This window comes from Pseudonocardia sp. MH-G8 (genome assembly GCF_002262885.1).
In the GTDB taxonomy this organism is placed as follows: Bacteria; Actinomycetota; Actinomycetes; order Mycobacteriales; family Pseudonocardiaceae; genus Pseudonocardia.
The window spans coordinates 240666-254021 of sequence record NZ_NKYF01000003.1; the positions used below are offsets into that span (position 1 = coordinate 240666).

1 protein-coding gene (cut by a window edge) is annotated in these 13356 nt (G+C 75.4%); it reads right to left on the reverse strand.

The window, feature by feature from the left end:
• A protein-coding gene (locus CFP66_RS10760) for a sigma-70 family RNA polymerase sigma factor (protein ID WP_094922694.1) crosses the window boundary here: on the reverse strand, positions 1 to 13356 show its 3' end. It continues 33528 nt past the right edge of the window; the window shows 13356 of its 46884 coding nt (coding positions 33529-46884); its start codon lies beyond the right edge, outside the window — the gene reads right to left on this strand; its stop codon occupies positions 1 to 3.

Genomic DNA, 13356 nt, shown 5'->3' on the forward strand with positions numbered 1-13356 from the left:
TCATGAGGCGCCTCCACCCGATGTCGAACCAGACCTCGGTGGGCCGCGATTGCGCACGACGGCAACGGACCACCGAATCGCGGAACGGGCCGCCCGACCCGGTTCCAGCGCATACCCGACGGAGCTCGGGCCTCGCTCGTCCAGGGCGCCGTCGACCGGGAGCGGGTGATCATCGTCGGTTCTCACCGCGGCTTCGATGGCGGCGATCAGCTCTGCGGCGTCCCGACGGTGCCGCTCGGCCGTCCAGCCGGACCCGTCCAGGTGATGGATCTCGTGGTCCCGGACCGCCTGCCACAGCCCGGACGCGCGCACCGCGGGCACCCGTTCCGCGACCACCACGAACACGCGGCGCCCGCGCCCGTCCCGCAGACCGGCCGCCCACACCCGGCCCGCCATCTCGTCGGCCGTCTGCCGGTCCACGCCGTCGCGCTGCAACCACCGCGCCAACCGGGCGCGCGACGGCGTCCACAGCCGTTCGCCCCGGTCCACCGCGAGCGGGGGCCCCCGGATCCGCAGGAGCCCGCCCGCCCACCGGGCCACCCGCAGCCGACGCGCCTGCCGGACCAGCACGCCGTGCACCCGTGCCTCGGCCTCCGGGCTCAGGCCGTCGGCGAGCATGCCGCCACCGGCCGCGCCGCTGCTGTAGGTCGCCCCGCCGTCCCACGCGGTCGGGCCCTCACCCCACAGCGGCACCGGCCACGCCGCCGCCGTCCGGCGGGCCAGGTGCACCTCGGCGGACACCGTCCGGTCGAACCGCACCCCGGTGCGCGGCGCCTGGTGGTCGGCGGCGAAGAGCGTGACGTACGCGGTGCCGCCGCCGGCCGGGACCCGCACCTCGCTCCCGGTACGGCGCACCAGGCCGTCGCGCACCGTCACCCGGCGCAGCACCAGCTCGTAGTCGGCGCGCACACGCACCGTGTCGACGGTGCCCTTCTCGTAGAGCGTGGTCTCCCGGCGCAGGCCACCGGCCCCGGCGACCCGGCGCGAGCCCTGCTCCCCGTGCGAGCCGGCGACGGTGAGGCCGAGACCGGCCGGGGTGAACCCGGCACCGCGGCCGATCGGGCGCAGCTGCCCGGTCGTCTCGCCGTACCCGGCGGTGGCCTGGTCGCGGAACACCGTGCGGATCTCGACGTCCTCCCGGCCGGTGACGACGTCGTGCTCCTCGAACAGGGCCGCCCGCAGCCGTACCTCGACGTACTGCGTGGGCCGGCCGGGCACCGGGAACCGCCCGACCAGATGACCGTCGCCGCGGACCATGCGCGGCAGGAACACCGACAACGCCACCGGGGACAGCGCGTTGTGCAGCTCGGCACCGTTCTCGTGCACGCCGAGCGGGCCGAGCAGCCGGGGATGTGCCAGCGCCTGCCGCAGCCGCGAACCCAGCGTGCTGCTCCCCCGCGCATCGACGCGGACCTGCTCGGGTAGCCGGAACGGCCGCGCCGGGGTCACGGTGCCGCCCGGCGTGACAGGCCCGTCCTCCGGGGTGGCGGCGGTAGCCAGCCCGTCGGGCACCAACCGGACCATCGTCCCGGACACCGTCACCGGCGCGGGCGCGATCGGGTCCACGGCTGCGGACACGCGACGGAACAGGCCGGTCCGCAGCCCGGGCAACGCCACGCTGCGCTCCACGGTGATCTCGAACGTGATGCCGTGCTGGATGCGGTGCGCCCCGTCGAACGAACCCAGCCCACGCAGCGTCGTGACCTGGTCCCCGGAGTCCCCGGCGCTGGTGCGGGACCGGTCCGTGAACACGCTGCCCGACACGCCCTGCCCGACCGGCTCGCCCGTGCCGGAGAGCCCGCCGCCGATGCTGCGGCTCGTCGAGCGGCCGAGCCCGCGCTGCGCGTACGCGTAGTCCTGGATCAGCATCACGACGGTGTCGGTCCGTCCGACGCGGATCGGCTCGCCGGTGAACCGCGCGCGGATGCGGACGTCCACCCACTCGGCGCCGCTCGACCCGACGCCAGGGCGCACCCGGACCGGGGACCGCGGGCCGAAGCCGTCCGGCCCGAGCATCGCGTCGATGTGCCCGCGCCAGCGGGTCCCGCCCAGGGTGTCGGCGAGCCAGTTCCAGGCCAGCCCCTCACCGCCGTCGCCGTCCGCCCCGGACAGAGCGTCGGCCGGCCGCGAGCCGGCCGGCCGGTCGTCCAGGAGGTCCCACTGCACGGCGCCAGGGCCGAAGGCACCGGGGACGACGCTCTCGATCGCCTGGTGGACCTCGTCGAACAGCGTGGTGGGGCGCCCGTCGTGGACGAGCTCGGCGTCCTCGAACAGGCTCTCGGCCATGTCCGTCGAGAAGTTCTCGGGCAGGACGACGCGCTCCTCGTCGCGGTGCCGGCGGCGCCCGGCCGCGAGCACCTCGTGCAGCGGCGGCACCACGCCGGTGTGCGTGCCGGACGGGTCGAGCCGGGCCGCGAAGGCAGCCGGCGTGTGCCCCTCCGCCGACGCGCCGACCGCCTGCCCGGCCCGGCGGGCGGCACGCAGGTCGCGGAGGTAGACCGGCACGAGCCCGTGCGCGAGCCGGTCGTCGAGCGCCAGGTCGTGCTGCAGCCAACGCTGCACCGCGTCGGACACCTGCTCCAGTGGGATCGCCCGCTCGCCGCTCTCGGCGTAGACCTGCAACGCGTCGCGCTCCGGCAGGGCGTAGACCACCGTGCCATCCACCGGTGCGGATCGCTGCCCACCGACCTCCACGGCGATCCGCAGGCCCATCCGGTGTACGTGCTGCGTGCCGACCTCGATCAGCAGCCGCTCCCGGCCCGAGATCGACAGCCACGACCACGACCGGCCCCGCGAGCCCGAGTACGCGCCGTTCGCCGACGCGGAGCCGACGAACGGGAGCCGCCCGAAGGCGGCCTTCAGCACACCGCTGAACCCACGGTTGCGGGCGTTGGCGGACTCGGCGCCGTTGCTGCCCAGAGTCAGGTTGATGTCCCCGAGGACCAGGTCGGCAGCGGTGACGAAGCGGGACTCGCCCGCACGCCCGCGCAGCACCACCGGCACCCAGCGGCTGAACCCGGTGGCCACGTGCACCGCCCGAACCCGCGTCCGCAGGCCGGCCTCCAGCAGCTCCAGCAGCGACGAACGCAGGCTCAGCACCGTCGTGAACTCGCGGAGCTGGTGCACCGCGGACGGGTCGAGCCTCCACCCCGTCGGCAGCCGGGCCTCGGTCGCGGCCACGACCTGGTCGAGCAGGCCGTCGGCATCCAGCGCCAGCGTGGTCATCCGGCGCAACGTCCGCGCCGATGTCGGGTGGCTGTCGATCCCCCGGTGCGGCGTCGCGTCCGGCAACAGATCGTGCGGGAACAGCAGCTCGGCCGGCACGTCGCCGCGGCCGGCGTCGACGACCTTCCCGCTCCGGCGCTGCAGCTCGACGACCAGCACGTGCTCCATCCGGAACACCGCGGTCGGGCCGGTGCCCTCCACCAGCGTCACCACGTTGCCGGTGGCGCCGCCGTTGCGCCCGGAGCTGTGGCCCCCGCCGCCGTTCAGCCCGGCGGTCAGCGACGTGCCTTCCTGGCCCTGTGCGGTCGCGGCGACGGCACCGGCGTGGCCGACGGACTGCCCGCCGGACTGGCCGACAGTGTTGGACTTGATGTCCAGGCCGACCGCCGTCCATGCCGTCGTGTGCCCCCGGTAGGCGACGGTCTCCCACCGCGGCACGAGCCGGGTCCGCAACACCGAACCGTCCGACAGCGTGAGCGCGAGCTCGGAGGTGACGGCCTGGCCGTACCCGGTCTCCAGGGTCGACGCCGAGAGGTGCTCCAGCACCGCGCGCTGGTTGGCCAGCTGCGCACCCAGCGTGCGCCGGTTCGTCGACCAGCCGGCCGGCTCCTGCGGCGGGACGAGCTGTTGCTCCCGCAGCAGGTCCAGCACCTGGTCCCGGACGGTGTGCACGCCGGTCATGTCGCGGACCAGACCGTGGCCCGGATCGCGGACACCGCCCGGGCCGAACCACTCCGGGAGCTCGGCCCTGCGGCCCGCCGGCGCCGCCGGGTCCAGGTCACCGCGCACCGCGGTCGTCCCGGCGGAGACCGTCACCGCTCCGGCCGCCACCGGCAGGCCGTAGCGGTACGCCGCGGCCTCCGGCATCCGCAACAGCGCGTGCCCCGCGGACTCCACCCGCCTCAACCGGTGGCCCGGCTCGTCGACGCGCCGCACGTGCACCTCGAAGCTCAGCCCGAGCCGGTAGCTCTGGGTGTGCCCCGAGTACCGGTGCACACCCGGGTGGATCGTGACCTCACCGGTGCTCGACCCGACCGAACGCGTCCACGACCTGCTGCCCTCGCCGCCCACACCGCCCACACCGCCCGCGCCGGCAACGAACCACTCGGCCACGCCGGCCATGAGCTGCGCGCCCCTCGCGCCGAACAACGCACCCGCCACGACCGCCGACGCGGCCAGCACGAACGCGACCGACAGCTTCACCGCCCGCGCCCGGCCCGAGGACTGCGCCCCGCCGACCGAGCCGAACCAGACGTGCAGGTCCTCCAGGAACTCCTTCGGCGTCGGCAGACCCACCAGCAGACCGGCGCTCCCGTCACGGTCGGTCGGGATGACCTGCACCCTCGCCCGGGCGGTCAGGTGCGCCAGCGCGCGGCCCGCGTCGTCGGTGACGGTGCGCTGCACGCCGGCAGGGTCGTTCACGGCAGTGGCCAGCCGTCCCGGAAGCTCGTCGACCAGGAACGCCTGAACCTGTGCCCGGGTCAGCTCACCCCCACCAGCGATCGCGGCGACGGAGGCGTCGGCCAGCTGCTGCCGCCCGGTCACGCTGATCGGGGCGTGGTGCGGCAGCTCGGTCTGCTGCCGCCGCTCCACCGGCAGCTGGGTGGTCGACGGCGGCGCACGCGCCTGGTAGGCGTGCGACACCCACAACGCCAGCAGGTCGGTCTCGACCGCCCGGGCCGGATCCCCGCGAGCCGCGCCCTGCCCGGGCACCCGGTCCACCACCACCCGGCCGGCACCCGGCTCGGCACCCTCGTCGGCGCCGCGCGCGCTGACGACCCACGTCACGCGTGTCTCGAACAGCAGCGAGTCACCCCGGTTGTCGGTCACCCCACCGCCGAGCGCGTACCCGCTCGCCGAGCCGGCGGTCGATTCGGTGCGGCCCCGGCTGCCGGTCACCCCGGCAGCGCCGACGTCGACGCCGACGCTGCGCGCCGACGTCGCGGCAACGGAGAGAAGCCCCTGAACGAGCGCACCCAGCATGACCTCCGACGCCCGGCGGCCGTACCCCAGCTCCGGACGCGCCACCTCCGCGAGCCCATCCGCACGCAGCTCGATCCACACCTGCGCCACAGCCGGACGCGGGCGGCGCAGCAGCCACCCGAGCACCGAACGCCCGACCACCGGCTCCCGGATCGCCAAGCCCTCCGGCGACGCAACGTCACGGAAGCTCGCGCGCACCGTCGCGTCCAGCTCCTCCGCGGTGTAGCGGCGCCGCGCACCCTGCGCCGCCAGCTGCGCGTTCACCGTCCGGGTCAGGCCGCGCAGGTTCGGCAGCCGCCCGGTCGGCACCCCGGCCGGGATCGCCTCCCGCGACGGCTGCGCTGCCTCCCACGCCTCCCGGTACACCTGCGCCGCCCCCGCCGCCGAACGCGCGAGCCGGACGAGATCGCGGACGTCGTCCCGGTCCGGCGCCCCGGCCACACCCGCCAACCGGGCGGCCAGCCGCTCGTAGGCGCGCCCGGCCTGCTCCGCCGCCGTCCACGCCCGCTGGTAGGCGTCCCGGCTGCGGGTGGCACGCTCCCGGGTCTCCTCCACGACGGCCGCCTCGGCCGCCGCCTTGCTCGGCTCGGTGGCCCCCCGATCGGACCGGCCGGCCGCCGCCGACGCGATCGCCGCGGCCGGCGGCGTGGCCTGCTCCTGCTTCGCCGAGGCCAGCTCGTCGAGCGCGGAGCCGGCGTTCCCGAACACGATCTGCAACTCGGCCACCAAGCCCGCGAGCCGCTGCAGCGCGACCGCGCGCTCCGCCACCGGCACCACGCTCAGCTCCGACGCCACCCGGCCGATCTCGGCGACGAGCGGCGACAGGTCCTCGTGCAGCACGGCGCGCCGCCGCTCCGCCACCTCGACGGCCGCCGCCACCTCGTCGACCAGCCTCGTCCCGGCAGCGGTGAGACCCCCCGCACGCGCCGCGGGCAGGCCGCCGTGGTGCGCCAGCACGTCCTCGACGACCCCACGTACGAGGTCCCGCTCCGGGCCGGCCACGGCCGCGAGCGCGTTGATCGCTCCCGTGAGCGCAGACCCGCCGCGCGCCCGCGCACGCTGCCCGGCCACCCACGCCGTCGCTTCCAGCGCGACCTGCTCGTCCGGCAGCCGCGCGTCGATCTGCTCGGTCAGCGCCACCTGGGCCAGGCGGACCTGCGACGCGGGCAGCCGAGCCGGGCGACTGCCCGCACCCCACACCCGGACGCTGCCATCGCCCTGCCACTCCGGGCGCGCACCCAGGCGAACCGCCGCCGCCGTCCAGGCCTGCAGACCCGGCCAGGTGCCGCGCACCAGCGCATCCAGCTCGGCGAGCAGCGCCATCGCACGAGCGACCTGCACCCGCGACGCCCGGCGAGCCCGCAGCTCACCGACCAGGACGGCCAGCTCCTCGAGCACCCGGCCCGTGGCCTCGCCGGCCGCAGAGCCGGGGACATCGGCCGACAGCGCAGCCAGCCGCTCCCGGCCACGCCCCAGCGCCACCGTCACCCGCACCGCGGCGACCGGCCACCCCGCCCGACGCGCGAGCTGCCGATCCGAGGCACCCGCGACCGACGCGGTGACGATCGCGTCCGCCAACCCCGCGGTACGCCCTGTGCGCCGGGCCGCGGAGACCGCTTTCACCGCGTCGCGACGGGCAACCCGGTCCCCGCGGGCGGGGACCCGCCCGCGCAGGCCACCGATCAGCAGTGCCCCGACCCGGAGCACGAGGATCGCGACGCCCAGCGCCAGCAGTGCCTGGACCCAGGAGCCGTCCCCGTTCGGTGGGGCCCGCGGCTCCTCCGAACCGTGCGGGGCGGGGGTCGCCCCGCCGTCCGCCCCACCCGGCGTCCCGCTCTCCGACAGCTGCGGCTTCTCCGACGGCACGGGCTGTGCGGGCCCGGGCCTGCTCCGCTCGGCCGGGCTCGGGTGCGCAGCCGGGAACGCGAGGACCTCACCCGGCCGGATGAGATCGCGGCTCCTCCCCTCGAACCGCTCGCCCTGCCCGGCCGCGAGCACCTCCACCCCGACCCCGAGAGCATTCGCGATGCGGGTCAGGTGATCACCTCGCTGCACGGTCCACGTGCCGTCCCCACCCGCGGGGATCCACAGCCGCAGGCCGGCCTCGATGTGGTCGAGGTTCGCCCCCGGCGGGAACCGATCCGGGTTCGCCGCCGCCAGCGCATCGACGGACACACCGAGCGAGCTCGCGAGCCGCGACAGCGAGTCGCCCGGCTGCACCAGCACCCGTTCCCGCCGCTCGCCACGTACCTCCGTGACCGAACTCGTGGACATCGCCGGCGCGTCCGGCGACGCCACCGCCGGCTCGACCGGACCTGCCAGCAGCGCCAGCCCGAACGCGCCGATCACCGTCGCCATGGCCGGCCCGGAGAGTCCGCCGCGGGGCGGACCCCGCGCCCACCACCCACGCACCCACGCGACCGCTCCCGCGATGTCCGCGATCACCCACCCGATCGCCACCGGCGCCGCGAGCGACACGACCACCACCACGGCGGAGAGCCCGGCCGGTGCTGCGCCCGCCGCCAGGAACAACACCGCCACGAGCATCGCGACCACCACCGCGACACGGCGGACCCCGGTACTCGCCCGAGCACGCCCCGCAGCGGCGGGAACAGCGTGCCGCAGCCACTCCAGGGCGCGACGCACCGCCGAGCGAGCGGCGGCGAGCGCGGACGGCGCGTCCCGGGCCCGGTTCCCCGGAGCGGCCGCCGCGAGCTTCCACAGTTCCTCCGGGGCGCGGTGGCGCTCCGGCAGCCGGGCGACGTCCGGGCCCACGGCGAGCACGGCCATGGTCAGCGCGGCGCGCTTCGCCGGCGTCGCCCCGAGCAGGTACTCGTGCATCCACGCGGCGCCGCCCCGGCCGGGATCCGCCGCCATCCACGCGGGCCGGCCGTCGGCGAACACCCTGAGCCACCCGCGGGACTGCTCGCCGGAGAACACGAAGTCGACGTCGTGACGGAGCGGTTCCATCAACTCGGCCAGCCGCGCCACCACCGCACGCTCCCGCGGGCCCCGGGCCGACGCGCGGGCCAGGCGGGCGAAGACCGCCTCCAGCGCCGTCACCTGCTCGGCAGTGAGCGGCCGCAGGCCGGTCGGATCGTCCCAGAGCGGTTCCGACCCCGGCATCCGGACCGACGGCGGCGCGACCGGCCGCCGGAATCCCGCGAACGCCCCGGCCGCCACCCGTTGCGCGACGAACCAGACGAGGCCGACAAGGAGCTCCACGACCAGCATGGCGTGCAGCGTCCCGGTCGCCCAGCCCACCAGCATCGCCGAGAGTACGGAGATGCCCACCAGCACCGGGACCAGGGACGGCTCATCCTCCGCGGTCGGCGGTGCAGCACCACGGCGCCCGGAGATCTGCTGCCGGCCACCGGGGCGGATCCCGACCTTCGCCGCCACCGCGCCCGCCCGGACCGCGTAGGCGACGGCTGCCAAGGAGGCGACCGTGACACCGGCCAGCACACCCCAGATCCCGAACGTGTGCGCGACGGCGACCCCGATCGGGAGGAACGTGACGATGCCGCCGACGCGGCCGATGCTCGGCGCCGCCCGTAGCGGGTTCTCACGAGAGCCGCGCTCGCCCGCCAGAGCCGGTAGTTCCTCGCCCCGCCCGCTGATGATCAGGCCGATCGCCGCGCGCACCGGCGAGTCGATGCGGAAGTAGCTCGAGTGGGCCCCGGTCCACCACCCGTTCCCGGTGCCCGCGTCGATCACGGTGGCCCCGAACGCCGGGGAGGCCGGGTCAGCGCCGTGCAGCACCCGCGCCACGAAACGGATCGGGTCCCCGGCCGCCCTGGCCACCCAGACACGCCGAGGAGCGAACTGCACCCCCGGCTCGCGCTGCAGCTGCGACACGTGCCGTGCCGTGGTGCCCGGAACTCCGAGCAGGATCAGGTCGCCGACGGACGGGCCGAGCGTGCGCGCCGTGTGCCCGGCCACGACCCCGGCATAGCTGTGCGCGACCACGGTGACGTGGGCGTCGGGACGGATCCTGGTCAGCTCGTCGAGGAACGCCCGCAGGCGCGGGGCGGCGGCCTTCGCGTAGGAGCCCCGCGCTGCCGCGACGAAGTTCGCCGGCATGTCGTCGTCCTGCCAGACGATGGCTGCGACCCGGCCCGCCCCCGCCTCCTCCGCGTCGCGCAGCGCCAGGTAGGCGTCCTCGACATGCGGCTGGATCGTGGACAGCCGCTGCTTCGCCCCGTACAGCGACACCACGATGTGCTCGGCACGCACGACGTCACCGATCGCGACGATCGCGTGTCCCAGCTCCTCGAGGTCGAACCCGAGCAACGTCAGCCCGCGATGTGTCGCCAGGAGCCTGCGCAGCTGCGCCCGTCCGACGGTCAGGCTGCGGGTCCGCGGGCTGGTCCACCAGCGCAACGCGGACACGCGCCCAGGCACCAGCCGCCGCTCGGTGTCGTCCCAGGCGGCCCGCGCCTGCGCGGACGACTCCCCGACCCAGCGCGCTGCCGGACCGTGATCCGCGTCCCGCGGCGGCCCCGCACGGGAGTCGGCCACCCGGGCCCCGAGCGCGTCGAGCGCAGCTCCGGGCCTGGCCAGGGCCTGCCGGTGGTGCATGGCACGGACCGACCACCACGCCACCACGATGCGCATCAAGGGCGGCACCAGTGCGAACGCCGTGCCGGCGAGGACCGGCCACAACAACGCCGTCAGGACCGGGAGCTCGGGAGCCGGAACCCCCACCGGAACGGCTCCTGCCGCGGGCCCCGAGAAGAACAGCGCAGCCAGCGCGAGGGTCAGCGCCACCGTGAACACCGCGGCGCGGACCGGCCGCGGGTGCTCGGCCGCCCATCGCCGGAGCTGGGAGATCGCGGCACCGCGGCCCCACGTGGCCACCGCGAACGCGGCGGCCAGCATTGCCAGGCCCGCGGCACCGATCTGCAGCGACACCCCCGACCAGCCCGGTGGCAGGCCGGTCCCACCGTCCCAGATGTGCAAGCCCGCCCAGGCGCTTCCCACCATCGACAGCGCCTTGAACTGCTGGGCCATGTTGTTGGCGTGGTCGCGTTCCCGCTGGTCCGCGATGTGCTGCTTCAGCAGGGCGTTGACCGCGAGGATCATCCCGACCGCGCCCGCCTCACCGGCGAACGCGTTGATGCTGATCCCGGCGACCGGGTCGCCGAACACGTGCTGGCTCAGCACCACGCTCGCCACCCCGGAAGCGATCACCAGCGCCGTACCCAACGTGAACGCCCGCGGGTACTCGGCGAAGAAGTCCCGGCTCGCGGCCGCGTTCTCCGCGCCCCGCTGCCTGCGCTGGGTGAACCTGTCGGCGGCCACCGCGAACAGCAGCACCAGCACCTCGCCCGCGATCAGCCCGTAGTTCAGCACCGCTTCCAGCGCCTTCGGTGCGTGGGCCCGTTCCAGGGCGTGCGGCCACAGCTCGTCGAACGGACCCAGCACCATCGCCGTGAACCCGTAGGTCAGCACCACGGCCGACACGAAGGGGTCGCGCAGCGACCGCAACGGCGAGACCAGCACCGACCTGCCGAGCTCGGCCCACGACGCACGGTCGCGCCAGTCGAACGGCGGCGGCGCCCGCCCAGGCGGATGGATCAGCCACAGCACCGTCGCCAGCACCACGGCCGCCGCGGCCGTCCACAGCACGGTGACGCCCAGCCCGGCGATGCCGAGCAGGAACACGTGCAGCGCCAGCACCGTCGAGGCGGCCCCCGCGGATCCCAGTGAGAACAGCGCCACCGCCGCGGTCGGCCACAGCACCCGCTGCCCGAGTCGCCGGCGAACCCGGTTGGACTCGTCCAGCCACTCGTCCGTCCCGTTGAACAGCTTGATCCACATCGAGGCGGCGAGCCCCAGCACGAACGCCACCGCCGTGAACGCGGCCGGGCCGGACACGACCGCGAACGCCGCGTAGGCCGCCCCGATCAACAGCAGCGACGCGACCGCACGCACCCGTGCAGGGATGTAGTCCCACAGCGAGCCGAGGATGACGATGCCCGCGGCATTGCCCACCAACGCCGCGATGAACATCGTCCCCTCGCCCATCCCGGCGAGCTCGGCGAACCCCCGGGTCGAGTACAGGCCCGACAGCATCAGCCCGCTCGACGCCGCCGCGACCGTCCCGAACACCCAGCGATGCCCGGTCGAGAACCCACCCCGGAACTCCGCGAGACGTTCCCCGACCGGTCTCTCGGCAGCTCGGTGACGGGGCACGTACGTGGACCGCGACCACACGTACGCCACCGCGAGGACGGCCGCGGTCCCGGCCACGGCCCACCAGACCCCGGGCGCCGTCTCGACCGACGCCGCGGTGAACGCCACATCGGCGGAGCCCGCCGCCACCCCGGCCGCCGGCAACACCCCCGCCGGCCCCAGCGCCACCGCCACCGCCACCCCGATCGCCACACCGAGCAGCACCACCACCCCGGTCCGCACCGGATGCGCCGATACCCAGTCCCGGAACGGACCTGTCGCCGCCCGCACCCGCGACAGCACCGTGCGCGAACCCCTCGGCACGGTGTCGGCGCCGTCGCGCTGCTGCACCCACAGCTCGGTCAGCAGCTCGTCGAGGACGAGGTTGAGCAGGACCATCCCGTGGGCGCCCGCGACGCGCAGGTCGGCGCCGGCGGCGAAGTCCGGGTCGACGCCCGGGTGGAGGACCGCGACGGACAGGACCTCGCCGGGCCCGCGCTCGACGAGCTCCTCGTAGGCGGTCCCGTCGAGCTGGTCGGGTCTGCGTCCCTCCCGGACCCCGCCGAGTTCGTACGCCCAGTCGCCCAACGAGTCGCCGCCGGTCAGCAGCGCCGCCGGGTGGATGTCGAGGCCGCTGAACAGGCGGGGGAACGCGGTGAGCTTCGTGGGGCGGGCCCACGGGGAGGTCACGCTGAACAGGCCGGTCGTGTGGTCGCGCACCTCGAACCCGGCTTCGACGGCCGCCGCCCGCAGGTTCCGGAACGCCCGGATCGTCTCCTCGTCCGTGTTCTGCCTGCGGTACGTGTCGGCGATGCCGAAGCGCTCGTGATCGGCCATGCGGTGCACGGTGATGCCCGCGGCCATCGCCTCCGCCACTGTGATGCCTGCGGCCGTCACCTCCGCCACTGTGATGCCCGCGGCCGCGGCATCCGCCCGGAGCGCGTCGAGCATGTCGTGCCAGTCCGACAGCGCGTGGTGCGGGTGGTACGTGCGGATCTCCGGTCCGCCCTCCGGCCGTAGGCGCACCTCACGGCCGTAGCGCCCGGCGAGGAAGAAACGGTCGTCCTCGGTGAGCCCCAGCTCGTATCCGACGCGCAGGATGCTGCTGCCGGAGATCAGACCGATCCGCACGTCCAGGTCCACGCCGATCCGGGCCATGGAGCGCAGCAGGGCCTGCACACCGGGCAGCGCGCGGCGGTCGTGGTCGGTGAGGGTCTCGTCGAAGTCCCAGGCCACCACCAACCCCGGCCTGATGATCCGGGGCAGGACGGCGCGGATCTCCTCCTCGGTGCTGGCCAGGTCGTTCCCGTCCTCGGCCAGCGCGCGGTACAGCTCCGACAACCGGTCCCGGGCGGTCGCCACCTCCTCCGCGGCGGCGCGCCGTTCCGCCGCCGACCCGGCGGCCCGCAACCGCTCGTGGGCGGCGTCGAACTCCCGTGCCGCCTGCTCCAGCCGTGGGTTCGGTGTCGCGACGGCGGGGGCCGTGGCCTGCTCGTCGTAGGCGCGCCGCAGATCCCGCACCACCCGGGTCAGGGCGGGGTCGCCGATCGGCCCGACCAGCCCGTCCAGCCGTGCCAGGTCCTTGCCGAGGCCGCTCAGGTCACCGCTCTCGAGGCCTGCACGCACCTTCGCCAGCCGCCCCGCCACCTGCTCCTCGAACTCGACGAGCACCGCGTACCGCGACCAGAACGCCCCCGCACCGGGCAGGCCCTGCAGCGGAACCGCGACATCGTTCAGCAACGTCTCGCGGAACGCCTTGCGGTCGCCGTCGGTCCACACCTTCCGGCCGCTGATCACGTCCTGCACCTGCGCACCCAGCTCGTGCAGGATCAGCTCCACCGGGCGCACCTTCGCCTGCTGCTGCTCCGCCTTCCACAGCATGTCGGGGTAGGTCCGCGCCAGCCTCAGCGAGAAGGCCAGCTGCCGGGCGCTCCGGGCCTGCGCCCACGGCTGCCGGCGCCCTGCCGCCCA